The organism is Rhodococcoides navarretei, assembly GCF_038069675.1.
Taxonomy (GTDB): domain Bacteria; phylum Actinomycetota; class Actinomycetes; order Mycobacteriales; family Mycobacteriaceae; genus Rhodococcoides; species Rhodococcoides navarretei.
In genome coordinates this window covers 2689975-2713858 of record NZ_JBBPCN010000001.1, presented here as the reverse complement: position 1 = coordinate 2713858, position 23884 = coordinate 2689975, and the positions used below count along the sequence as shown (strand labels likewise).

22 protein-coding genes are annotated in these 23884 nt (G+C 66.5%); 20 read left to right on the top strand and 2 right to left on the bottom strand.

All coding sequences use genetic code 11. The annotated features are described in order from the left end of the window. Positions 1 to 84: 84 nt before the first annotated feature. The 14 genes from pyrR to AABD04_RS12645 all read left to right on the top strand — a co-directional run bounded on the left by pyrR (position 85) and on the right by AABD04_RS12645 (position 15973). Complete coding sequence (pyrR, locus tag AABD04_RS12710; RefSeq protein WP_279393150.1) at positions 85 to 672, top strand: bifunctional pyr operon transcriptional regulator/uracil phosphoribosyltransferase PyrR; 588 nt, start codon at positions 85 to 87, stop codon at positions 670 to 672. Continuing rightward, positions 669 to 1622, top strand: coding sequence for an aspartate carbamoyltransferase catalytic subunit (locus AABD04_RS12705; RefSeq protein WP_341441394.1), 954 nt, complete (start codon positions 669 to 671; stop codon positions 1620 to 1622). The genes pyrR and AABD04_RS12705 overlap by 4 nt, the downstream gene beginning before the upstream one ends. After that, positions 1619 to 2935: a dihydroorotase gene (locus AABD04_RS12700; RefSeq protein ID WP_341441393.1), complete on the top strand. Its 1317-nt coding sequence runs from the start codon at positions 1619 to 1621 to the stop codon at positions 2933 to 2935. Before AABD04_RS12705 ends, AABD04_RS12700 begins: the two co-directional genes overlap by 4 nt. 4 nt (positions 2936 to 2939) lie before the next feature. Beyond that, positions 2940 to 3446, top strand: coding sequence for a PH-like domain-containing protein (locus AABD04_RS12695; RefSeq protein ID WP_341441392.1), 507 nt, complete (start codon positions 2940 to 2942; stop codon positions 3444 to 3446). Beyond that, a complete protein-coding gene (carA, locus tag AABD04_RS12690) occupies positions 3443 to 4573 on the top strand; it encodes a glutamine-hydrolyzing carbamoyl-phosphate synthase small subunit (RefSeq protein ID WP_243609563.1) in 1131 nt (376 codons plus the stop codon). The genes AABD04_RS12695 and carA overlap by 4 nt, the downstream gene beginning before the upstream one ends. Next, on the top strand, positions 4573 to 7914 hold the full coding sequence (gene carB, locus AABD04_RS12685) for a carbamoyl-phosphate synthase large subunit (RefSeq protein ID WP_341441391.1): 3342 nt from the start codon (positions 4573 to 4575) through the stop codon (positions 7912 to 7914). The genes carA and carB overlap by 1 nt, the downstream gene beginning before the upstream one ends. Next, on the top strand, positions 7911 to 8738 hold the full coding sequence (gene pyrF / locus AABD04_RS12680; protein WP_341441390.1) for an orotidine-5'-phosphate decarboxylase: 828 nt from the start codon (positions 7911 to 7913) through the stop codon (positions 8736 to 8738). Before carB ends, pyrF begins: the two co-directional genes overlap by 4 nt. Positions 8739 to 8940: 202 nt before the next feature. Further along, complete coding sequence (mihF, locus tag AABD04_RS12675) at positions 8941 to 9261, top strand: integration host factor, actinobacterial type (RefSeq protein WP_243593126.1); 321 nt, start codon at positions 8941 to 8943, stop codon at positions 9259 to 9261. A gap of 5 nt (positions 9262 to 9266) precedes the next feature. Continuing rightward, a complete protein-coding gene (gene gmk / locus AABD04_RS12670) occupies positions 9267 to 9878 on the top strand; it encodes a guanylate kinase (protein WP_341441389.1) in 612 nt (203 codons plus the stop codon). A 72-nt stretch (positions 9879 to 9950) separates the two neighbouring features. Next, the gene (gene rpoZ / locus AABD04_RS12665) at positions 9951 to 10256 is read left to right on the top strand and encodes a DNA-directed RNA polymerase subunit omega (RefSeq protein ID WP_032377808.1); all 306 of its coding nucleotides are present in this window, start codon (positions 9951 to 9953) and stop codon (positions 10254 to 10256) included. Between the two features lie 23 nt (positions 10257 to 10279). Next, positions 10280 to 11530 carry a bifunctional phosphopantothenoylcysteine decarboxylase/phosphopantothenate--cysteine ligase CoaBC gene (gene coaBC / locus AABD04_RS12660; RefSeq protein WP_341441388.1) on the top strand — a complete coding sequence of 417 codons (1251 nt, stop codon included), beginning with the start codon at positions 10280 to 10282 and terminating at the stop codon, positions 11528 to 11530. A gap of 181 nt (positions 11531 to 11711) precedes the next feature. Then, the gene (metK, locus tag AABD04_RS12655; protein WP_243593123.1) at positions 11712 to 12926 is read left to right on the top strand and encodes a methionine adenosyltransferase; all 1215 of its coding nucleotides are present in this window, start codon (positions 11712 to 11714) and stop codon (positions 12924 to 12926) included. A 147-nt stretch (positions 12927 to 13073) separates the two neighbouring features. Then, the gene (locus AABD04_RS12650; RefSeq protein WP_341443033.1) at positions 13074 to 15041 is read left to right on the top strand and encodes a primosomal protein N'; all 1968 of its coding nucleotides are present in this window, start codon (positions 13074 to 13076) and stop codon (positions 15039 to 15041) included. 80 nt (positions 15042 to 15121) lie between these two features. Further along, positions 15122 to 15973: a cyclase family protein gene (locus AABD04_RS12645; RefSeq protein WP_341441387.1), complete on the top strand. Its 852-nt coding sequence runs from the start codon at positions 15122 to 15124 to the stop codon at positions 15971 to 15973. Here the strand turns inward: AABD04_RS12645 and AABD04_RS12640 are convergent. Next, entirely contained in the window at positions 15889 to 17598 is a 1710-nt protein-coding gene (locus AABD04_RS12640) for a diguanylate cyclase domain-containing protein (protein ID WP_341441386.1), read from the bottom strand. The two genes, AABD04_RS12645 and AABD04_RS12640, sit on opposite strands and share 85 nt — an antisense overlap. Before the next feature lie 323 nt (positions 17599 to 17921). On the opposite strand from AABD04_RS12640, the gene AABD04_RS12635 reads away from it, so the two are divergent. The 3 genes from AABD04_RS12635 to AABD04_RS12625 all read left to right on the top strand — a co-directional run bounded on the left by AABD04_RS12635 (position 17922) and on the right by AABD04_RS12625 (position 21091). Next, positions 17922 to 18614 carry a PadR family transcriptional regulator gene (locus AABD04_RS12635; protein WP_423228228.1) on the top strand — a complete coding sequence of 231 codons (693 nt, stop codon included), beginning with the start codon at positions 17922 to 17924 and terminating at the stop codon, positions 18612 to 18614. Positions 18615 to 18701: 87 nt separating this feature from the next. Beyond that, positions 18702 to 19625, top strand: a complete 924-nt coding sequence (gene fmt, locus AABD04_RS12630; RefSeq protein ID WP_341441385.1) for a methionyl-tRNA formyltransferase — start codon at positions 18702 to 18704, stop codon at positions 19623 to 19625. After that, positions 19622 to 21091 carry an RsmB/NOP family class I SAM-dependent RNA methyltransferase gene (locus tag AABD04_RS12625; RefSeq protein WP_341441384.1) on the top strand — a complete coding sequence of 490 codons (1470 nt, stop codon included), beginning with the start codon at positions 19622 to 19624 and terminating at the stop codon, positions 21089 to 21091. Before fmt ends, AABD04_RS12625 begins: the two co-directional genes overlap by 4 nt. 17 nt (positions 21092 to 21108) lie before the next feature. Here the strand turns inward: AABD04_RS12625 and AABD04_RS12620 are convergent, their stop codons facing one another. Further along, positions 21109 to 21498 (bottom strand): MmcQ/YjbR family DNA-binding protein, encoded by a 390-nt coding sequence (locus tag AABD04_RS12620; protein ID WP_341441383.1) that lies wholly within the window; start codon positions 21496 to 21498, stop codon positions 21109 to 21111. A gap of 36 nt (positions 21499 to 21534) precedes the next feature. Between AABD04_RS12620 and rpe the strand changes: the two genes are divergently transcribed. The 3 genes from rpe to AABD04_RS12605 are packed head-to-tail and all read left to right on the top strand — an operon-like array spanning position 21535 to position 23852. Continuing rightward, positions 21535 to 22209, top strand: a complete 675-nt coding sequence (rpe, locus tag AABD04_RS12615; protein WP_341441382.1) for a ribulose-phosphate 3-epimerase — start codon at positions 21535 to 21537, stop codon at positions 22207 to 22209. Next, the gene (gene ribD / locus AABD04_RS12610) at positions 22209 to 23240 is read left to right on the top strand and encodes a bifunctional diaminohydroxyphosphoribosylaminopyrimidine deaminase/5-amino-6-(5-phosphoribosylamino)uracil reductase RibD (RefSeq protein WP_341441381.1); all 1032 of its coding nucleotides are present in this window, start codon (positions 22209 to 22211) and stop codon (positions 23238 to 23240) included. The genes rpe and ribD overlap by 1 nt, the downstream gene beginning before the upstream one ends. After that, on the top strand, positions 23241 to 23852 hold the full coding sequence (locus AABD04_RS12605; protein WP_341441380.1) for a riboflavin synthase: 612 nt from the start codon (positions 23241 to 23243) through the stop codon (positions 23850 to 23852). Positions 23853 to 23884: the final 32 nt, after the last annotated feature.

Below are 23884 nucleotides of genomic sequence, written 5' to 3'. Positions count from 1 at the left end.
CGCAGAGCGTTGCTAGGCTCTACGCAGTTGTTGTCAGACATCCTTTAACGATCCGTCCAGAGAGGCGGAGAAGGAGGTCGTAGTTTGCCTGCGCCCGAAAGCTCGCCCGCGAACCCTGCCGTTCGAGAATTGCTGTCCTCGGCCGATGTGGGACGCACCATCTCCCGCATGGCCCATCAGATCATCGAGAAGACGGCCCTCGATGCTGCAGACTCGCCGCGCGTGGTCCTGCTCGGCATTCCCACCCGAGGGACCACGTTGGCGGAACGACTCGTCGAACGTATCGAGGCATTCTCGGGCGTGCGTCCCCCGCTCGGTTCCCTCGACATCACCCTCTACCGCGACGATTTGCGGAACAAGCCGCACCGTCCGCTCGAACGCACGTCGGTTCCCGCAGGCGGTGTCGACGACGCGCTGGTCGTATTGGTGGACGATGTGCTGTTCTCGGGGCGAACCGTACGGTCCGCGCTCGACGCCCTACGCGACCTCGGACGGCCCCGCGCCGTGCAACTCGCTGTTCTGATCGACCGCGGCCACCGCGAGCTGCCGCTTCGCGCGGACTACGTCGGTAAGAACGTCCCCACAGCGCGCACCGAGGACGTGTCGGTGCTGCTCTCCGAACACGACGGCCGCGACGGGGTCACCCTGTCCGAGGGAGGGTCCGCTCGATGAAGCACCTGCTCTCGGTCGCCGACCTGACGGCCGAATCGGCCACCGAGCTTCTGGACGAAGCGGAACGATTCGAGCAGGCGCTACTCGGCCGCGAAGTCAAGAAACTCCCGACACTGCGCGGACGCACCATCATGACGGTGTTCTTCGAGAACTCGACGCGTACCCGCGTCTCGTTCGAGGTGGCGGGCAAGTGGATGAGCGCCGACGTCATCAACGTCAGTGCCAGCAGCTCGTCGGTGTCGAAGGGGGAGTCGCTCCGCGACACCGCGATGACGCTGCGCGCTGCCGGAGCCGATGCACTCATCGTCCGACACCCGGCATCCGGTGCCGCACATCAAATCGCTCAGTGGACCGCCGATCAAGGCTCCACTCCTGGTAGCGGCCCTGCGGTGATCAACGCGGGCGACGGCACGCACGAACACCCAACCCAGGCGTTGCTCGACGCCCTGACGGTTCGTCAACGACTCGGCGACATCGCCGGCCGTCGGGTCGCGATCGTCGGCGACATCCTGCACAGCCGGGTGGCGCGCTCGAATGCGATTCTGCTGGCCACTCTCGGAGCCGAGGTGGTGCTGATCGCGCCGCCGACCCTGCTGCCCGTCGGAGTGTCCGGCTGGCCGGTGCGGGTCTCGCACGACATCGACGCCGAACTGCCCGGGCTGGATGCGGTACTCATGCTCAGAGTGCAGGCCGAGCGCATGAACGGCGGGTTCTTCCCCTCCGCTCGCGAGTACTCGATCACGTACGGACTCTCGCAGCGCCGGCTCGACCTGCTGCCCGAGCACGCCGTCGTACTGCACCCGGGTCCGATGCTGCGCGGGATGGAGATCGCGTCCTCAGTGGCCGATTCTCCGAAAACTGCAGTATTGCAACAGGTTACGAATGGAGTTCACGTGCGGATGGCGGTGCTGTTCCGATTGCTGGTCGGTTCGGACGGGGGTGCGTCGTGAACGCACCCGCAACCTCCGTCCTGCTCCGCGGGGTTTTGCTGTACGGGGAGGGTCCTGAAACCGACGTTCTGATCACCGGCGAGGAGATCGTCGGAATCGGCTCGGACCTCGACGCCGACGGTGCCGAGATCGTCGATGCGCGCGGCCAGATCCTGCTGCCCGGATTCGTCGACATGCACACGCACCTGCGCGAGCCCGGCCGCGAGGACACCGAAACGATCGAATCCGGTTCGGCAGCAGCCGCTTTGGGTGGCTACACCGCGGTGTTCGCGATGGCGAACACCGATCCGGTTGCCGACTCGGTAGTGGTCACCGATCATGTCTGGCGTCGGGGACAGGAAGTCGGTCTCGTCGACGTCCACCCGGTCGGTGCGATCACCGTCGGCTTGAAGGGCAAGCAGCTCGCCGAGATGGCCACGATGGCAGCGGGAATCGGCCGGGTGAAGATGTTCTCCGACGACGGCCACTGCGTCGACGATCCACTGATCATGCGTCGGGCGCTGGAGTACTCGAGTTCCCTCGGTGTGCTCATCGCCCAGCACGCCGAGGAGCCCAGGCTCACTGTCGGTGCCGTCGCGCACGAGGGTCCCACTGCGGCTCGGCTCGGACTGGCCGGTTGGCCGCGCGCGGCCGAGGAGTCGATCGTGGCACGGGACGCCCTGCTGGCCCGGGACGCGGGTGCGCGGGTGCACATCTGCCATGCGTCCACCGCGGGCACCGTCGAGTTGATGAAATGGGCTCGCGGACAGGGTATTTCGATCACCGCCGAGGTCACCCCTCATCACCTGCTGCTGGACGATTCGCGGCTCGAGACGTACGACGCGATCAACAAGGTGAACCCGCCGCTGCGCGAGAAGTCCGATGTCGACGCCCTGCGCAAGGGTCTGGCCGACGGTGTCATCGATTGTGTGGCAACCGATCACGCTCCGCACGCCGAGCAGGACAAGTGCTGTGAGTTCTCGATCGCCCGTCCCGGGATGCTCGGGCTCGAGACCGCACTGGCCATCATCGTCGACACGATGGTGACCCCGGGACTGCTCGATTGGCGCGGCGTCGCGCGGGTGATGAGCGAGCGGCCGGCCCAGATCGTCGGATTGTCCGATCAGGGGCGGCCCATCGAGGTCGGCGAGATCGCCAATCTCACGCTGGTGGATCCGAATGCCAGCTGGACGGTCTCGGGCAAGAAGCTGGCCAGCGTCGCGCACAACACGCCGTTCGAGGACATGACCTTCTCCTCGAAGGTCACCACGACGGTACTGCGCGGACAAATCACCGTCCGCGGCGGAGTCGTGGCGAACAGAGCGGGAGAGTAGAGCCGTGGACAGAGTTCTCATCGTCATCGGATTCATCCTGTTCTGGGCGCTGATGATCGCGCTGATCTTCTGGGGTTGGCGAGGACGGCAGAAGCGCCAGGAAGACCGAATCGGTGACTTCCCGACTGTGCCCCAGGACCTGGGTGCCACCCACATCGAGCCGAGCACCGGCCTGTACGTCGGCAGCACCATCGCGCCGAGTTGGCAGGACCGCATCGCCGTCGGCGACATCGGCCACCGCGCCACGGGTGAGCTGTCGCGATACGAGAAGGGCATCCTGCTCGATCGAGACGGTGAATCTCCCATCTGGATCCCGGCGGAATCGATTCGCGCGATCCGTACCGAACGCGGGTTGGCAGGCAAGGTCATGACGAAGGACGGGCTCCTGGTCATTCGCTGGGAGCTCCCGACGGGGACCGAGATAGACACCGGCTTCCGGGCCGACGACAAGCAGATCTACCCGGTGTGGACAGCGAGTTCCACCGGAGAAACCAAGGAGGAAACCGCGTGAGCAGCGCAGTTCTTGTTCTGGAGGACGGCCGGACATTCCGCGGCACCACATTCGGCGCACAGGGGCGCACCCTCGGCGAGGCCGTGTTCTGCACCGGAATGACGGGGTACCAGGAGACACTGACCGACCCGAGCTACCACCGACAGATCGTCGTCGCGACTGCGCCGCAGATCGGTAACACCGGTTGGAACCAAGAGGACGGTGAAGCCGCCAGCGCCCAGGATCCCAACAAGATCTGGGTCGCCGGATACGTGGTCCGAGATCCGGCGCGCCGCACCTCGAGCTGGCGCTCGACCGGAACTCTGCAGGATCAGCTCGAGGCCCAGAATGTCGTGGGCATTGCCGGAATCGACACGCGTGCCCTGGTACGGCACCTGCGCACGCGCGGCTCGATGCGAGCGGGAGTGTTCTCGGGCGACGCACTCGGCACCTCGGACGAGATGCTCGAGCAGGTGGTCGGTCAGCCCTCGATGCTCGGTGCCGATCTCGCCGGTGAAGTGACCACCGGAGCCGGCTACACCATCGAGCCGACCGGCGATGCTCGATTCACCGTCGTCGCAGTCGATCTCGGCATCAAGACCAACACTCCGCGGATGTTCGCCGAGCGCGGTATCCGCGTGCACGTGGTGCCGTCGAACACCAGCATCGAGCAGGTTCTGGAACTGAACCCGGACGGTGTGTTCCTGTCCAACGGACCTGGTGACCCGGCCACGGCCGACACCAGTGTCGCTCTGACCAGGCAGGTACTCGAACGCGAGCTGCCGTTGTTCGGTATCTGCTTCGGCAACCAGATCTTCGGGCGAGCGCTCGGCCGTGGCACCTACAAGATGAAGTTCGGCCACCGCGGCATGAACATCCCGGTCATCGAGCACACCACCGGCCGTATCGCGATCACTGCGCAGAACCACGGATTCGCACTCGAAGGCGAAGCGGGCGAGGAGTTCGACACCGACTTCGGCCGGGCTCGGATCAGCCACACCTGCGCTAACGACGGCACCGTCGAGGGCGTCGAGCTGATCGGCGGGAGTGCCTTCTCCGTGCAGTACCACCCCGAGGCCGCGGCCGGTCCACACGACGCCGCCTACCTCTTCGACCGTTTCACCAGCGTCCTTCAGGAGAAGAAGTAATGCCACGCCGCACCGACCTGAACCACGTCCTGGTCATCGGATCCGGCCCGATCGTCATCGGTCAGGCCTGTGAGTTCGACTACTCCGGCACCCAGGCCTGCCGAGTGCTGCGCGAGGAAGGGCTTCGCGTCAGCCTCGTGAACTCCAACCCCGCGACGATCATGACCGACCCCGAGTTCGCCGACGCCACCTACGTCGAGCCGATCACGGCGGAGTTCATCGAGAAGATCTTCGCCCGCGAAGCCGAGCAGGGTCACCCCATCCAGGCCGTGCTCGCCACCCTGGGTGGACAGACGGCACTCAATGCCGCTGTCGCACTGCATGATCAGGGAATTCTCACCAAGTACGGCGTCGAGCTGATCGGTGCCGACTTCGACGCCATTCAGCGCGGCGAGGATCGGCAGAAGTTCAAGGACATCGTCGCCAAGGTCGGTGGCGAGTCCGCCAAGTCGGCCGTCTGCTACACGATGGACGAGGTCCGCGAGACCGTCGCCGAGCTCGGCTTCCCGGTCGTCGTCCGGCCGTCGTTCACCATGGGCGGTCTCGGTTCGGGACTGGCCTACAACGACGAGGATCTGACCCGGATCGCCGGCGGCGGCCTGGCAGCTTCCCCGACGGCGAACGTCCTCATCGAGGAGTCCATCCTCGGCTGGAAGGAATACGAGCTCGAGCTGATGCGCGACGGCCGCGACAACGTGGTCATCGTGTGTTCCATCGAGAACGTGGACCCGGTGGGCGTGCACACCGGCGACTCGGTGACCGTCGCCCCTGCCATGACGCTGACCGACCGCGAGTACCAGAAGATGCGCGACCTCTCCATCGACATCCTGCGCGAGGTGGGCGTCGACACCGGCGGCTGCAACATCCAGTTCGCGATGGACCCGGCCGACGGCCGCCTCGTGGTCATCGAGATGAACCCGCGCGTGTCGCGCTCGTCGGCGCTGGCGTCGAAGGCCACCGGGTATCCGATCGCGAAGATGGCCGCCAAGCTGGCCATCGGCTACACCCTCGACGAGATCGTCAACGACATCACCCGCGAGACCCCGGCGTGCTTCGAGCCGACCCTGGACTACGTGGTCGTCAAGGCACCGCGGTTCGCGTTCGAGAAGTTCCCCGGGGCCGACGGCACGCTGACCACGACGATGAAATCCGTCGGTGAGGCGATGTCGATCGGCCGCAACTTCACCGAGGCATTCGGCAAGGTGATGCGCTCGCTCGAAACCAAGCGCGCGGGGTACTGGACCGGCCCTGAGGTCGAGGCAGAGAGCCTGGACGCTCTGTTGGCGGACCTGTCCGTTCCTCAGGACGGTCGGATGTACGGAATCGAGAAGGCGTTCGCGATGGGTGCCACGCTCGAGCAGCTCTTCGAGGCGACCAAGATCGACCCGTGGTTCCTCGACCAGTTCCAGCAGATCCACGAACTCGGCGTCCAGGTGCGCGAGGCCGCCGAATTCGACGAGGCGCTGCTGCGTCAGGCGAAGTATCACGGTCTGTCCGACCGCCAGATCGCGGCTCTGCGCCCCGAACTCGACGGTGAGGACGGCGTGCGGGCGCTACGCGACGAACTCGGTGTGCATCCGGTCTACAAGACGGTCGACACCTGCGCTGCCGAGTTCGAGGCCAAGACGCCATACCACTACGGCACCTACGAGCTCGACCCGAACGCCGAATCCGAGGTCGCCCCGCAGCCGGACCGCCCCAAGGTACTGATCCTCGGCTCGGGTCCCAACCGCATCGGCCAGGGCATCGAATTCGACTACAGCTGCGTGCACGCGGCGCAGACGCTGTCCGAGGCCGGGTACGAGACGGTGATGGTCAACTGCAACCCCGAAACCGTCTCCACCGACTACGACACCGCCGACCGCCTGTACTTCGAGCCACTGACCTTCGAGGACGTGCTGGAGGTGTATCGGGCGGAGGCCGCGTCGGGCACGGTGCGAGGTGTCATCGTCCAGCTCGGCGGCCAGACTCCACTCGGCCTGGCCAAACGGCTGAAGGCCGCAGGCGTTCCTATCGTCGGAACATCGCCCGAGGCGATCGATCTCGCCGAGGACCGTGGCGAGTTCGGCAAGGTGCTCGACGCAGCCGGCCTGCCCGCTGCGAAATACGGCACCGCGACGACGTTCGACGGAGCCCGTGAGATCGCCGCAGGGATCGGTTACCCGGTGCTGGTGCGCCCGTCCTACGTGCTCGGTGGACGCGGCATGGAGATCGTGTACGACGAGGCCTCGCTCGCGACGTACATCTCCAACGCGACGGAGATCTCGGACGACCGTCCGGTTCTGGTCGACCGGTTCCTCGAAGATGCTGTCGAGATCGACGTCGACGCGTTGTGCGACGGCACCGAGGTCTACATCGGCGGCATCATGGAACACATCGAGGAGGCCGGTATCCACTCCGGTGACTCTGCGTGCGCATTGCCGCCGATCACGCTCGGCAAGACCGACATCGAGAACGTTCGTCGGTCCACCGAGGCTCTCGCGAAGGGCATCGGCGTGCGTGGCCTGCTCAACGTGCAGTACGCACTCAAGGACGACATCCTGTACGTCCTCGAGGCGAATCCTCGTGCCAGCCGCACCGTTCCGTTCGTCTCCAAGGCGACCGCAGTGCAGCTGGCGAAGGCATGCGCACGAGTGATGTTGGGGGAGAGCATCGCCGAGCTGCGAACCGCAGGCATCCTGCCCGAGACCGGGGACGGTGGCACCGTGCCGGCCGGAGCCCCGATCGCGGTCAAGGAAGCGGTGTTGCCGTTCAACCGGTTCCGTCGTGCGGACGGAACCGGAGTGGACACTCTGCTCAGCCCGGAGATGAAGTCCACCGGTGAGGTGATGGGTATCGACTTCGATTTCGGGACCGCGTTCGCCAAGAGTCAGACCGCCGCGTACGGCTCGTTGCCTACGGGCGGCGCAGTGTTCGTATCGGTGGCCAACAAGGACAAGCGGTCACTGATCTTCCCCGTGAAGCGACTCGCTGATCTCGGCTTCACCATTCTGGCCACCGAAGGCACCGCGGATGTGTTGCGGCGCAACGGAATCACATGCGAGCAGGTGTACAAGCAGTCCGGCGAGGACGTGCCGGAGGGGGAGCGGACCATCGTCGACCGGATACTCGCCGGCGACATCGCCATGGTGATCAACACCCCGTACGGCAACTCCGGCCCGCGTGTCGACGGGTACGAGATCCGTAGTGCGGCGGTGGCACAGAACATTCCGTGCATCACCACCGTGCAGGGCGCGTCGGCAGCGGTGCAGGGCATCGAAGCCGGTATCGCGGGAGGTATCGGTGTTCGCTCGTTGCAGGATCTGCATGCCGGGCTGAAGGAAGGCCTGGTTCTGCCGTGAGTCATCGCAGTTGGTCGGATCGTTTGCGTTCGGCGGTGAGTGCGCGCGGTCGGCTCTGTGTCGGTATCGATCCGCATCCGGCCCTGCTGGAGGCCTGGGACCTGCCACGCTCGGCAGACGGTCTCGAAGTGTTCGCCGAGCTGTGCGTCGAGGCATTCATCGGTGAGGTGGCGATCGTCAAGCCACAGGTGGCGTTCTTCGAGGCGTACGGATCTGCCGGGTACGCGGTGCTCGAACGCACTGTCGGTGTGCTTCGGGATGCGGGAACCCTGGTGATCGCCGATGCGAAGCGCGGCGACATCGGCACCACGATGGATGCGTACGCGCAGGCCTGGCTGGAACCCGATTCTCCGTTGTCGTCGGATGCTGTCACGGTGTCGCCGTACCTGGGCTTCGATTCGCTGGGGGAGACCGTCGATCGAGCGGTGCGACACCAGCGAGGTCTGTTCGTGCTGGCGCGAACCTCGAATGCGGAGGGCTCTGCCCTGCAACAGGCGGCGCCGTCGACCGGCGGGTCGGTGGCTCAGTCGATCGTAGACGCGGCGGCGACGCGTAATCGCGTCGATGCCGACACAGTGGGCTTGGTGGTCGGTGCCACTCGTGATCATGGTCTCGATCTGTCGAACTACACCGGTCCGATCCTCGCGCCGGGTCTGGGAGCGCAGGGAGCGACGGTTGCCGATCTCGCAGAGATCTTCCGCGATGCGCGTGAGCTGTTGCTGCCCAACTCCTCTCGGGGTGTCCTGGCTGCCGGCCCATCGGTGACGGCATTGCGCGACGCGGCCACGCGGTTGCGCGACGAGATCGAAGCCGGTCTCGCATAGACGATGCGGCGCGGCTCCGGCACTCGGGGGCGAGTTAGCGGTGAACGCGAGTCGTCGGTACGGTCGCTAGCGCTGCCGACGAACGGTGCTGGTCGCCCTCGCAGAGTGCCGACGACCGAGGCAGTGAAACACCGATGGTCGACGTACCGACAGTGATCGTGTGTGTCGTACCGCCCAGAACGAGAAGACGGAGGAACCGACAGTGGCCCTTCCCCAGTTGACCCCCGAGCAGCGCGCGGCTGCCCTCGAGAAGGCAGCTATCGCACGGAAAGCGCGCGCCGAACTCAAGGAGCGTCTCAAGCGCGGCGGCACCGATCTCCAGCAGGTGCTCAAGGATGCCGAGACGGACGAGATTCTCGGCAAGATGAAGGTGTCCGCCTTGCTGGAGGCCCTGCCGAAGGTGGGCAAGGTCAAGGCCGCGGAACTGATGACCGAATTGGAGATCGCACCCACCCGTCGACTGCGCGGTCTCGGGGATCGGCAGCGCAAGGCGCTGTTGACGAAGTTCGATTTCGAAGCCTGACGACAGTGAGTGACACGGCGGCGGCATCGGCCCCGGAAAAGAAGCGCGGCCGGTTGGTGGTGCTGTCCGGCCCCTCCGGCGTCGGCAAGTCCAGTGTCGTTCGGCTCGTGCGCTCGGCATTGCCGGAGCTGGTCTTCAGCGTGTCGGTCACGACGCGGTCACCCCGGCCGGGCGAGGTGGACGGTCAGGATTACCACTTCGTGTCGGCCGACGAGTTCGATCGAATGATCGCCGACGGCGAGCTGCTCGAGTGGGCGAGTATTCACGGTGGCCTGCAGCGGTCCGGTACTCCGGCCGCACCCGTGGAGGCCGCCTTGGAGGCGGGGAGCCCGGTGCTGCTCGAGCTCGATCTGGCCGGTGCTCGGGCCGTGCGGGTGTCCAAGCCCGAGGCCCTGTTGGTGTTCATGGCGCCACCGACGTGGGACGACCTGGTCTCTCGATTGGTCGGGCGCGCGACCGAGGAGAGCGCTGCCACCGAGCGGAGGTTGGAGACCGCACGGGTGGAATTGGCCGCCCAGAACGAGTTCGACACGGTGGTTGTCAATACCGATGTCGACCATTCGTGCGAACAGTTGGTATCCTTGTTGGTCGGTAGGTCGTCGGTCGGCAACAGCTGACCAGTTTCACGGCGCACGAGGCCCCGACCAGCTAGTTCGTAGCACCAACGATGCAATTTCAGGAGATCATCAGTGAGCAGCATTTCAGCGGCCGTTTCCGACTTCGACGGACGCAGCGCTCTGCCGGCCTACGACACGCCGCTCGGCATTACCAATCCACCCATCGACGAGCTGCTCGCCCGCACCTCGTCCAAGTACGCCCTCGTGATCTACGCAGCCAAGCGTGCGCGCCAGATCAACGACTACTACAACCAGCTCGGTGACGGCATCCTCGAATACGTGGGACCGCTGGTCGAGCCGGGTCTGCAGGAGAAGCCGCTGTCGATCGCTCTCCGCGAGATCCACGCCGACCTCCTCGAGCACACCGAAGGCGAATAAGAACCTCACAGAGGACATCTGACTTGCACGTTGTCGTCGGGGTCGGCGGAGGTATCGCCGCCTACAAGAGTTGTTCGCTCATCCGTATGTTCACCGAGAGCGGGCACCAGGTTCGGGTGATCCCGACCGCGTCCGCACTGGAGTTCGTCGGGCGGGCAACATTCGAGGCGCTGTCCGGCCTTCCGGTACACACCGGCGTCTTCGCGGACGTGCCGGAAGTGCCGCATGTGCGCCTGGGCCAGGAGGCGGACCTGGTCGTCGTTGCCCCCGCCACCGCGGACCTCATGGCCCGCATCGCAGGCGGCCGGGCAGATGATCTGCTGACCGCCACGCTGCTCACCGCACGGTGCCCGGTGGTCCTGGCACCGGCGATGCACACCGAGATGTGGGAACACCCCGCTACGGTTGCCAACGTCGCGACTCTTCGCTCCCGCGACACGCACGTCATCGAACCCGCATCGGGGCGTCTGACCGGCCGCGACACCGGTTCGGGCCGGTTGCCGGAGCCGGACGAGATCTTCGCACTGTCGATGCTGGTGACCGAGCGAGCGGATGCGCTCCCTCGGGACCTCGAGGGTCGCCATGTACTCGTGTCTGCCGGCGGTACTCGTGAGCCCCTCGATCCGGTCCGTTTCCTGGGCAATCGAAGCTCCGGCAAGCAGGGATACGCACTCGCGCGAGTGGCCGCGCAGCGCGGTGCCCACGTGACGTTGGTCGCCGGGTACACCAGCGATCTGGACGTTCCGGCCGCCGTCGATGTGGTGCACGTCAAGACTGCCTCGGACATGCAGGACGCCGTTCGGAAGCTGTCCGTCGGAGTCGATGCGGTGGTGATGGCGGCCGCGGTCGCCGACTTCCGCCCGGAGTCCGTCGCGGGAAGCAAGATCAAGAAGGGGTCCAACGAACCGTCGTCGATCCCCCTGGTGCGCAACGACGACATACTCGCCGGCCTCGTTTCGGCTCGCCGCGACGGTGAGCTCGATTCGTCGACGGTCATCGTCGGATTCGCCGCCGAGACCGGGGACGCGGACGGAGACGTGTTGACGTACGCGCGGGCCAAGCTCGAACGAAAGGGCTGCGACCTGCTCGTGGTCAACGCTGTCGGTGACGGCAAGGCATTCGAGGTCGACCACAACGACGGCTGGTTGCTCGGGTCCGACGGCTCCGAGGCTGCGCTCGGCGAGGGCTCCAAAGCTCTCCTGGCGAGCCGCGTACTGGACTCGGTGGCGCAGCTGCTCGACGCGCGCGGTCCTTTACCGAGTTCGAGTCCGTGACCGTGCCGAGGGTGCACGATCGATGTCGCACCGGATACCGTGCTGAGCACCACGTGTAGTGCCGTAGAGGTTTGCCCGGCCCCGGCAGGGGCGATAACACCGAGGGAACGTCAATTTTCGTGGAGTGCCCGACCGGCGCGAGGCGTCGGGTCGGGCAGGAACATGCGTCGAGAGGAAGTCCGTGAGCAAGTCCGGTAGCCGGCTTTTCACCAGTGAGTCCGTCACAGAGGGTCACCCCGACAAGATCTGTGATGCCATCAGTGATTCGATTCTCGATGCCCTGCTGACGGAGGATCCGCGCGCCCGAGTTGCCGTGGAGACGTTGGTCACCACCGGGCAGGTGCATGTTGCGGGTGAGGTCAACACCACCGCATGGGCCGACATCCCGAAGATCGTGCGCGAGAAGGTACTCGAGATCGGGTACGACTCGTCTGCCAAGGGGTTCGACGGAAACTCGTGCGGGGTGAACGTCGCCATCGGTGCGCAGTCTCCGGAAATTGCTCAGGGCGTGGACCATTCGCACGAGGCTCGGGTCGAGGGGCTCTCCGACGACGAAATCGATCGTCAGGGTGCGGGGGATCAGGGGTTGATGTTCGGATACGCCAACACCGACACTCCCGAGCTGATGCCGTTGCCGATCGCTTTGGCGCACAGGCTTTCCCGGCGGCTGACCGAGGTACGCAAGAGCGGTGTACTGCCGTATCTGCGTCCGGACGGCAAGACGCAGGTGACGATCGAGTACGACGGCGACGACGCCGTACGCCTCGACACCGTGGTGATCTCGACGCAGCATGCCGCCGATATCGATCTCGACAATCTGCTCACTCCCGACATTCGGGAAAAGGTGCTCAGCTCGGTGCTCGCCGAGTTGAACGTGCCGACACTGGACACCTCTGATGTGCGGCTGTTGGTCAACCCCACCGGAAAGTTCGTGCTCGGTGGCCCGATGGGTGATGCCGGTCTCACCGGCCGGAAGATCATCGTCGACACCTACGGCGGTATGGCACGGCACGGCGGTGGCGCGTTCTCCGGCAAGGATCCGTCCAAGGTCGATCGCAGCGCTGCCTACGCGATGCGCTGGGTCGCCAAGAACGCTGTTGCCGCTGGGCTCGCCGACCGCATCGAAGTACAGGTGGCGTACGCCATCGGCAAGGCCGCGCCGGTCGGTTTGTTCGTGGAGACATTTGGCACCGAGAAGACCGATCCCGCGCGTATCCAGGCGGCGATCAGCGAGGTGTTCGACCTTCGTCCCGGTGCCATCATTCGTGATCTGGATCTGCTGCGGCCGATCTACGCTCAGACGGCGGCGTACGGCCACTTCGGCCGTACCGACATCGATCTGCCGTGGGAGTCCACCGATCGCGCCGGCAAGCTTCGCGAGGCCGCCGGACTCTGAGTTCGGCTTCGACCGTTCTGCACGTACCCTGCTCGCACCGGCTCGGTGCTCCGACATCGAGTGTGGGGTAAGAATCGAGGAGGAGGTGCGGTGGCGGGCGTAGCGCGGGTGGCGGCGTCGGATCTTCCGATCGCGCGCATTCTCCCGATGTTGCCGCTGCCGCATCTCGACCGCGAGTTCGACTACCTCGTTCCCGAGGAGGTGAGCAGCGATGCTCAGCCCGGTGTCCGAGTTCGGGTGCGGTTCGCGGGACGACTGGTCGACGGTTTCGTGCTGGCCAGACTTGCCGAGACCGAACACTCCGGCAAGCTCGGCTGGCTCGATCGGGTGGTGTCGGCGGAGCGAGTTCTGACCCCGGAGATCGCGGAACTGGCCGAGGCGGTAGCCGATCGGTACGCCGGGACCAGAGCGGATGTGCTGCGTCTGGCGATCCCGGCTCGCCATGCCCGAGTCGAGGCGGAACAGACACCTGTCGTCGAGCCGCCGGTCGAGCCCGACATCGACCGAGCAGCCTGGTCGGCCTACACCCACGGCTCGAACTTCCTCGATGCGTTGGCGTCGGGACGCGTACCGCGAGCGGTATGGCAGGCGTTGCCCGGTGAGCGATGGCCGGTGCGGCTGGCAGAGGCCGCCGCCGTGACCGTCGCGGGCGGTCGATCCGCGGTGATGGTGGTACCCGATCAGCGAGACCTCGATCGACTGGACGCGGCCTGCACGGCTCTGCTCGGTGCCGACCGGGTGGTGGCGTTGTCGGCCGGATTGGGTCCGGCGAAGCGGTATCGGCAGTGGTTGCGTGGTCTGCGATCGGGGCCGGTCGTCGTGGTGGGGACACGCAGCGCCGTGTTCGCTCCGGTGTCCACTCTTGGCATGATTGCCGTCTGGGACGACGGTGACGACAGTTTTGCCGAGCCTCGCTCGCCGTATCCGCACGCCAGAGAAGTGGCGTTGCTTCGAGCTCACGTATCCGGGGCAGCGGTCGTCATCGGCGGACATGCGCGAACCGCAGAGGCCGAGGCACTCGTCGATTCCGGGTGGGCACACGACCTGGTGGCTCCGCGCGAATTGATTCGTGAGCGTCAACCCCACGTGGTGGCCCTGGCGGACTCGGACCATGCGCTCGCGCGGGATCCGGCAGCCCGGGTCGCGCGGCTACCTGCGATTGCGTTCGAGGCGGCGCGAGCCGCACTGAAGGCCGATTCGCCTGTGCTGGTTCAAGTTCCGCGCGGCGGATACGTGCCGTCTTTGGCGTGTGCGAAGTGTCGGCACCCGGCGCGGTGTCGCCGGTGCAACGGGCCGCTGGCCCTGCCCTCCGCCCCGGGCAGCGACGGAGCCGGCAGTCCGACGTGCTCGTGGTGTGGAATCGCCGACACCGCACATCGGTGCACCGTATGCGGATCACGCAACCTGCGTGCGGTCGTGATCGGAGCGGGCCGCACCGCCGAGGAACTCGGACGGGCATTTCCCGGCGTACCGGTACACAACTCGGGAGGTGCCGCCGTGCTCGACGCCGTCCAGCCGGGTGCCGGTCTTGTCGTGTCCACCGTCGGTGCCGAGCCGACGGTCGACGGTGGGTACGGCGCTGCCCTCTTGCTGGACGGCTGGGCCCTGCTCGGCCGGGCAGACCTGCGCGCGGCAGAGGAGACACTGCGTCGGTGGATGACGGCCGCCGCCTTGGTCCGGCCGGGTGCGGCAGGTGGCCGCGTGGTGGTCGTCGCCGAATCCGAGATACCCACGGTGCAGGCGCTGGTTCGCTGGGATCCGCTGTGGCACGCCAGAAGTCAGTTGGACGAACGCGTCGAGGTACGGTTCCCGCCCGCCGTGCACGTCGCGGCGATCGACGGAACCACCGATGCGATCACTGCGTTGGTGGAGAGCGCAGATCTGCCCGAGGCAGTGGAAATACTCGGACCCGTCGATCTGCCGGACGGCCAACGGGCACCCGCGGGCAGCGGTGAGGACGTACTTCCCGGTGATGTGCAGCGGCTGTTGATACGCGTGCCGCGGAGCACCGGGGCGGCGTTGGCGCGGGCGCTGGCCACCGCGCAGGCAGCTCGTAGTGCCAAGAAACTCGCTGCGGGAGTGCGGGTTCAGATAGACCCGATTCGAATCGGTTGACACTGCCGTCGGGGCTCGCCGTGGCCTAGGGTTGCCTCGGGGCGGTGCACGGGGTGCCGACGAGAGATGGGTCGGGGGACATGAAGAGAAGACAGCTTCTTCGCCGTGTGACAACAGGTTTGGCAATGGTGATCGGGGTCCGTCTGGTGTCCCCCACCGCCGCCGACGCCCTGCCCGGTACCGGCTCGGCGCAGCCACCGACACCGGCCGTTCCGCTGGACCGACTGCTACGGATCGTGTCGCTCTCGCACATCAACGATCCGGCGCTCACCCCGATCTTTCCCGGCGATCCCGAATTCTCGCTCGAGACGGCGTTCACCGTTGCGGACGACGGCTTCTACCTCCAGTACGTCAAGGAGGGCGAGCACACCGGCACGCACTGGGGAGCGCCGGCGCACTTCCAGGAAGGTGGGCTGACCGCCGACCAGCTCGATCCGGAGGATCTGTTTCTGCCTGCAGTGAAGATCGACATTCGTGATCGGGCGGCGGACGACGCCGACTACGCCGTGACCGTGGCAGACCTGCAGAACTGGGAAGCAGTCAACGGAACCATTCCACCAGGGGCGGCTGTCATTCTGTGGACCGGCTGGGAGTCACGCTGGGGGACCGATGCGTATGCCAACGCGGACGCGGACGGTGTGACGCACCAACCCGGGTTCTCCGCGGAGGCGGCGCAGTGGTTGATCGACACAGGCAGGCTCGCCGACAGAGGTGCCCTCGGCACCGACACCTTCGGGCCCGATCTGGGCAACGACGACACCTACCCGGTGTCCGTCAAGCTCTACGACCGGCGTCGGATAAGCCTGGAGAACCTGACCAATCTGGAGTCGATCCCGACCACCGGCGCCTACGTTCTGGTCGGTGGTCCGATCAACCGAGCCGGATCCGGCTCGCCTGCAACCATTTTCGGTTTGGTCCCACGAGTCGCGTGATCGGAGCCGCTCGGCACCGCGCTGAGTGTGCCCGCGGTGTCGTAGGCGTAGATTCCGGCCTTGCCCTCGCGTTTGGCCGTGTACATCGCGCGATCGGCCAGCCGCATCAGCTCGTCCTCGTCGGCGGTGTCGGAGCCGGCCACGGTCGTGGAGTCGGGGGGTGTGCGGTCTGAACGACCGATCTGCACCACGCCCACGCACACGCCGACCGACACCGAACGGCCGTCGATCTCGTGTGTTGTCCGCATCGCCTCGGCAATGCGGACAGCCGTCGCGCGACCGGTATCGAGGTCGGCGTAGACCAGGGCGGTGAACTCGTCACCGCCGAAGCGCGCCACCACACCCTCGACCACACATCGGTCGAGGCGGCGGGCAAGTTCGACCAGTAGTCGATCACCGCCGCCGTGGCCGAATCTGTCGTTGACGCTCTTGAAGTCGTCGAGGTCGATCAGCAGTAGGACGGCGCAGCCCCGGCCCGCTCGGGCGTCGTTCACCGCCTCTCGAAGGTGTTCGTCGAACGACGACCGGTTGAGCAGGCCGGTCAGCCCGTCGTGGTGCGCGCGATACGTCAGCTCGGCCTGTGCCCGAGTCAGGGTCCGGAGCAGATTGTCGTTCTGAACCAGGGTGATCACCTGGCGAACGAGTGAGACCAGCACCACTGCAACCCCGAGAACGATGACGGTCGAATCCAGGTCCCCGGTCTGCACACGCAGTATCGCCAACACGATCCCTACTGCACCCATGAGCCCGTACGGCAACAGCAGCTGCGTTCTTTCACCGGTCACGGTCTCGGCGTACGCCCGTACAGTGGGCTCCGATCCGTACCGCGACGAGCCGTATTTCGACGAGCCGGGCGTCGATGGGGTGTCGTCGACGGTCCTCGGGGCGGCGGCCGCGAGAGCGATGAGTGCAGTGCCTGCGATGAATCCGCCGTCGGTCAGAACCGGCATGAAGTCCGCACCGGTGGCAACGAGGTACGCGTAGATGCTGTCGGATATCGCCATCATCAGGATCCCGGCACCGAGCAGGGTGAGCTGCTTCCGGTATCGCGCCGCGATCTTCGGGATCACGACGAGCAGCACGATCATGGCCACGAGGACCAGGTCGGTGATGGGGTACATGATCGCAAGGAGGAACTCGATCGATTCGTATTCCGACGAGTGCACGACCGCACCGAGCACGGTGGCCCAGGAGAGAACGAACAGGGACCCGACGACGACGGACCCGTCGAGCAGCGATATCACCCAGACATGGCGTGCACCTGCGGCAGCCCGTCGGGGCGACAGGCCGACGAAGGCGAGCAACGCGGGCACGGCGAAGATCGGGAAGAGAAAGAACCCGACGTCGGCGATCGATGCAGTCGGCAGCGGCATGTCGAGAGCGGATCGATAGAAGGCCCAGACCGCCATGCCTGCACTCCAGCACGCCATTCCTGCGGCCATCAGAACGCGCCACTGCCGTTCGGTGCCCGTCCTCGTGGACGCGGTCCGCCAGCACACGATCGTCGCGGCGATACCACCCGCGAGCTGTGCGACGTCGTCGATCAGCACGGAGACTCGCTGGCCGAGAACATTGGAGCCGGCCAGCAGAACGATGGCGAGGACGCAGCCGAGCACGACGGTCACGCGTCGTCTCGTCGATCCGGCCACACGGCCCCCCCTCGTTCGTGAGCGGGCCCTGTCGAGCCGGCCGCTGGATTCCGGTGCGGTCCACGAGAGCTCGTACCGACCGCGCAATTCTAACGAGCGAGAGCGATCCACGACGCGTTCCTCGGATGCGGAAACTGGGAGGTTGCCTCTGGGTCTTGCCAATGATCTATTGCCGATATATCGTCGACATAACAATCGATACGAAGGAGTACGACATGAACTACGCATTCGAAGGATTTGCACACGAATTCGGACGTCGCGCAGGCGCACGTCGACACATGCGAGGAGCGCCGTTCGAGATGTGGGTCGCGCAGAATGACGATCACGGCCCGTCGGACGATCAGGGTCCGCGAGAGCGAGGCCGCGGAAGGAGAGGGCACGGCGAACGCAGTGGGCACGCAGGTGGCCCGTTCGGACGAGGACGAGAGAACATGCGCCCCGGCTTCGGCCCCGGCGGTTTCGGGCCCGGCGGTTTCGGACCCAATGCAGATTTCGGTCGAGGCCGGGGTCGGGGAGGGCGAGGGCGACGCGGGGACGTGCGCGCTGCAATCCTCCTCTTGCTCGAGGTACGTCCGATGCACGGATACGAACTGATCCAGCAGATCGCCGAGAAGAGCAACGGCACCTGGAAGCCGAGCCCGGGCTCCATCTATCCGGCCCTGTCGCAACTCGAAGACGAGGGTCTGGTCCTGATCGACAAGGTGGCCGGCCGCAAGACGGCTGCGCTGACCGACGAAGGGAGAACACACGTCGATGCTCATCGCGCCGACCTGGGCAGCCCGTGGGACGACGTGGCGGAGTCCGTCGGTGTCGATGCCCGGGATCTTCGGGCACTCATCGGACAGTTGATGGGCGCAGCCGGGCAGGTCGCCGGAGTCGGCACGCCGAAACAGGTCGAACAGGCCGCCGAGATTCTCACCGAAGCACGCAGGTCGCTGTACCGGATCCTTGCCGACGACGGTCCGACCGACCGAGATCCCGACGCGACGTGATCGACAGGTGCGGAATCGTCCGCAGCGCTCGCGACTCCCTAGGATGGACACCCGAGATCCTTTCGTCCATCCCAGGGAGTTGCTCGAGTGCGCGTCGTCTTTGCCGGTACACCGGAGCCCGCAGTCCCGTCGCTGCGGCGACTGCTGGAGTCCGAACGCCACGAGGTGATCGCGGTGGTGACCCGGCCCGACGCCGCTGCCGGTAGGGGGCGCAAGACGATGCGGTCACCGGTCGGGCAGCTGGCCGACGAGCACGGAATCCCGGTGTTCACACCCGCGAAGCCCTCGGATCCGGATTTCGTCTCACAGCTCACCGAACTCGCACCCGACGTGTGTCCGGTCGTCGCCTACGGTGCACTGCTGCCGCAGCCGGTGCTCGATATCCCTCGCTTCGGCTGGATCAACCTGCACTTCTCGCTGCTGCCCGCGTGGCGAGGTGCCGCACCGGTGCAGGCGGCCATCGCCGCAGGCGACGAGATCACCGGTGCCTCCACCTTCCTGCTCGACGCGGGAATGGACACCGGCCCGGTACTCGGCGTCGTCACCGAGCGGGTACGCGTAACCGATACGACAGGGGACCTGCTCACCCGACTGGCGTCGAGTGGAGCAGACCTACTCGCTGCCACCCTCGACGCGATCGAGGACGGGACGGCATCCGCGCACCCGCAGCCCGAGGACGGGATCTCCTACGCGAGCAAGGTGAGCGTCGACGCTGCCCGGATCGACTGGACTCGATCTGCAGCATTCGTCGACCGACACATCAGATCGGTCACCCCCGCACCGGGCGCATGGACGACGATCGGTGAACTCCGCGTCAAGATCGCCCCGACGACGCGCTCCGAGGACACGTTGGCCCCGGGCGAGATAGCGGTGCGCAAGTCCGGCGTGCACATCGGAACAGGGACGACCGCAGTCGTTCTCGGCGATGTTCAACCGCAGGGCAAGAAGCTCATGAAGGCACTCGACTGGGCGCGAGGCGCCCGGCTGGACGATACGGCGGTAGCGCGATGACAGAACCCGACAGGCCTCGAAAGCGCGAGTCGAGTCCAGCCCGAAAGACCACCAAGAAGTCGCCCGGTGCGCGCGGTCCCAAGGGGAACCGACCCCCGCAGGGTGCCGGACCCCGGGCCGTCGACGCGATCGACCCGGCCCGACGTGCCGCGCGGGACGTCCTCAAGGCGGTGCGTGAACGGGATGCGTACGCCAACCTGGTGCTCCCCGGACTGTTGCGCGAGCGCAAGTTGGATTCGCGCGATGCCGCGCTGGCCACCGAACTCGCCTACGGCGCATCTCGTGCGCGTGGCGTGCTCGACGCGGTGATCGCTCATGCTGCCGGTCGGCCTGCCGCCGAGATCGACGGGCCGCTGCTCGACATTCTGCGGCTCGGCGCCTATCAGCTGCTGCGGACTCGCGTTGCCCCACACGCGGCCGTCGCCACGTCGGTGGACCTCGCCCGGTCCGAATTCGGTACCGGCAAAGCAGGTTTCGTCAATGCGGTGCTGCGGCGCGTGTCCGAGCGGACGGCCGAGCAGTGGGTGAACGAGCTAGCACCCGAGGCGGCGGTCGATCCCGTCGGCCACCTCGCGTTCGAGTACGCCCATCCCAAATGGATCGCGCAGGCATTCGCCGATGCACTCGGTGCCGACGCCGGTGAACTGGCTGCCGTCCTCGAGGCCGACGACGCGCGTCCCTCGGTGCACCTGGTGGCCCGGCCCGGTGAGATCTCCGCCGAAGAACTGGCGTTGATCACCGGGGGAGAGGAAGGTCCCTATTCGCCGTATGCCGTGCACCTCGACGGCGGAGATCCCGGCAAGCTCGACGCCGTACGTGACGGCCTGGCCGGAGTGCAGGACGAGGGCAGTCAACTCGTCGGACGCGCGCTGACGTTGGCACCGTTGCTCGGCGAGGACAACGGCCGATGGTTGGACCTGTGCGCCGGCCCCGGTGGCAAGGCCGCCTTGCTCGGGGCCATTGCCGAAATCGACGGTGCCACCGTCGATGCCGTCGAACCGACGTCGCACCGAGCAGATCTGGTGTCCAAGACGACCAAGGACCTTCCGGTGACGGTGCACACCGTCGACGGTCGAGCGTCCGGACTCGACAGCGGCTACGACCGAGTGCTCGTCGACGCACCGTGCACCGGACTCGGTGCCCTGCGCCGCAGGCCCGAGGCACGATGGCGCCGCCAACCCTCCGATGTGGCGGCCCTGGTGACGTTGCAGAAGGAACTGCTGGCCGCGGCGATCGAGCTGGTACGCCCGGGTGGAGTGGTGCTGTACTCGACGTGTTCGCCGCACCTGTCCGAAACCACCGCCGTCGTCGCCGACGCGGTCCGCCGCTACGGCGTCGAACAGCTCGATACCCGCGACCTGGTCCCTGGAGTGCCGCAACTCGGCGACGGTACGTCCGTGCAATTGTGGCCGCACCGCCACGGCACGGATGCGATGTTCATGGCGGCGCTGCGCAAACCGATGTGATCGGGAAGGCGGCAGAATCAGTCGCCGGCCAGGAACGCCTCGGCCACGTCTCTCGGGGCGTAGACCAGCCACCCGTCGATGATCAGTTCCCGCAGTTCGTCGTCGTCGGTGTTGTCGAGGTCGACCAGGACGGCGGCGAACCCGTCGAAATGCGAAATGGTGAAGCACGCCCGTGGGTGTGCGGCGAGGATCGCTTCCTTCTCGTGCAGATCAGCGGTTCGAACCGCGAGGATCGGACCGCTGGGCGGAGTCTCGCTGCCGAATCGCTTCAGATCGGCCTTGCTGAACGGTCGAATCCATGCGAACACGTTCTTGCCCACCGACCACGCCGGGTTTCCGTACCGGACACTCTCGGTGACCTCGGGAAGATCGGCAATCACCGCCGTCGCGGAATCGATGGTGGTCATGGGCGAACGATACCGGCTCGACTAGGCTCGTCAATCGTGGTTTCCCCGATGATTGCCCCCTCGATCCTGTCCGCAGACTTCGCGCGTCTGGCTGCCGAAGCCGACGCCGTGTCCGGAGCCGACTGGCTGCACGTCGACGTCATGGACGCGCACTTCGTTCCCAACCTCACCCTGGGGCTGCCGGTCGTAGAGAGCCTGCTGAAGGCGACGAACATTCCGATCGACTGCCACCTGATGATCGAGGACCCGGCCCGCTGGGCCCCGCCCTACGCCGAGGCGGGTGCGTACAACGTCACCTTCCACGCCGAGGCGACCGACGACCCGTCCGCCGTCGCACGAGACATCCGGGCCGCGGGAGCCAAAGCCGGACTGTCCGTCAAGCCGGGAACACCGATCGAGCCGTACCTCGAGATCCTGCGCGACTTCGACACGCTGCTGGTGATGAGCGTCGAGCCGGGATTCGGCGGACAGTCGTTCATGCCGGAGGTGCTCTCGAAGGCGAAAGCAGTGAGGGCACTGGTCGATTCCGGCGATCTTCGACTGATCGTCGAGATCGACGGCGGCATCAATTCCGACACGATCGAGCAGGCCGCAGAGGCCGGCATCGACTGCTTCGTCGCCGGCTCGGCCGTCTACAACACCGCCGACCCCGCTGCCGCAGTGCGCGACCTCCGCGACCGAGCCGCCCACGCATCACGCCACCTGTCGTAATGAACGGCCAGGGCGCAGCGGTGTCCCTCGTGGACGCCATGGCCCTCGCCGTCGAGGCATCCGAGTCCGCCCGGGGTATCAGTAGTCCCAATCCCGCGGTCGGTGCGGTGATCCTCGATGCTCACGGCGTGGTGGTCGGCATCGGTTCCACGCGTCCGCCCGGCGGTCCGCACGCCGAGATCGTTGCCCTGGCCGAGGCCGGGGACCGCGCTCGCGGCGGAACCGCGGTGGTCACCCTCGAACCCTGCAACCACACGGGCCGCACCGGACCGTGCTCCCGAGCGCTGATCGACGCGGGCATCGCCTCGGTCGTGCACGCCGTCGCCGATCCGAACCCGCTCGCCTCGGGCGGCGGGGACACCCTGCGCGCGGCCGGCATTCGCGTCGAACAGGGGATCGGCGAGACCGAGGTGCGGCAGGGGCCACTGCGAGCCTGGTTGCACAAGCAACGCACCGGGCGACCGCACGTGACGTGGAAGTACGCCGCCACCCTCGACGGTCGCAGTGCCGCAGCGGACGGCACGAGCCAGTGGATCACCGGACCCCAGGCCCGGGCGCACGTGCACGCCGAGCGAGCCAAGCTCGACGCCATCGTCGTCGGAACCGGCACCGTGCTGGCCGACGACCCGCGACTGACCGCGCGACGTCCCGACGGGACCCTTGCGCCCCACCAACCCGTGCGCGTCGTCGTCGGATCGCGGCCGATACCGTCGACCGCGGCAATCCGTGGGTCCGACGCTCCGACGGTGTTTCTCGACACACACGATCCGGCCGCCGTCGTCGAGGCGCTGCGGGAGCACACCGACATCCAGATCGAAGGCGGTCCGACGCTGGCCGGAGCATTCCTCGCTGCGGGCCTGGTGGACCGGATCGTGGCGTACGTCGCACCGGCGGTGTTGGGCAGCGGACCCGCAGCGGTGGAGAATGCGGGCATCGGAACAATTGCCGACGCAATTCGGTTCCGCACGGAGACAGTCACCATGATCGGCAACGACATTCTGATCGGCGTCGTGCCCGAAGGAGCGAAGTAGATGTTCACCGGAATTGTCGAAGAGCTCGGCGAGATCGTCGCCAAAGACGAACTGCCCGACGCGGCGCGCTTCACCGTCCGCGGTCCGGTGGTGACCTCGGACGCCGGGCACGGCGACTCCATCGCGGTGAACGGGGTCTGCCTGACCGTGGTCGAGGTGCTGCCCGACGGCGGATTCACCGCCGACGTCATGCAGGAAACGCTGAACCGCTCGAGCCTGGGTGCCCTCGACGTGGGCAGTCGCGTCAACCTCGAGCGTGCGGCCGCACTCGGCAGCCGCCTCGGCGGGCATCTCGTGCAGGGTCATGTGGACGGCACCGGGACCATCATCGGCCGATCCCCGTCCGAGAACTGGACCGTCGTGCGCATCGCACTGCCCACCTCGGTCGCGCGCTACGTGGTCGAGAAGGGCTCGATCACCGTCGACGGAGTCTCGCTCACCGTCTCCGGACTCGGCGTCGACGACGGAGCGCACTGGTTCGAGATCTCTCTGATCCCGACCACCCTCGACCTGACCACTCTCGGCACGGCCGAGGTCGGATCGCCCGTCAACCTCGAAGTCGACGTCATCGCCAAGTACGTGGAGCGGCTGCAGAGTATCGACGCGCAGTAAGTAGTGTTGACGTGCACGCAATCGATGGTGCA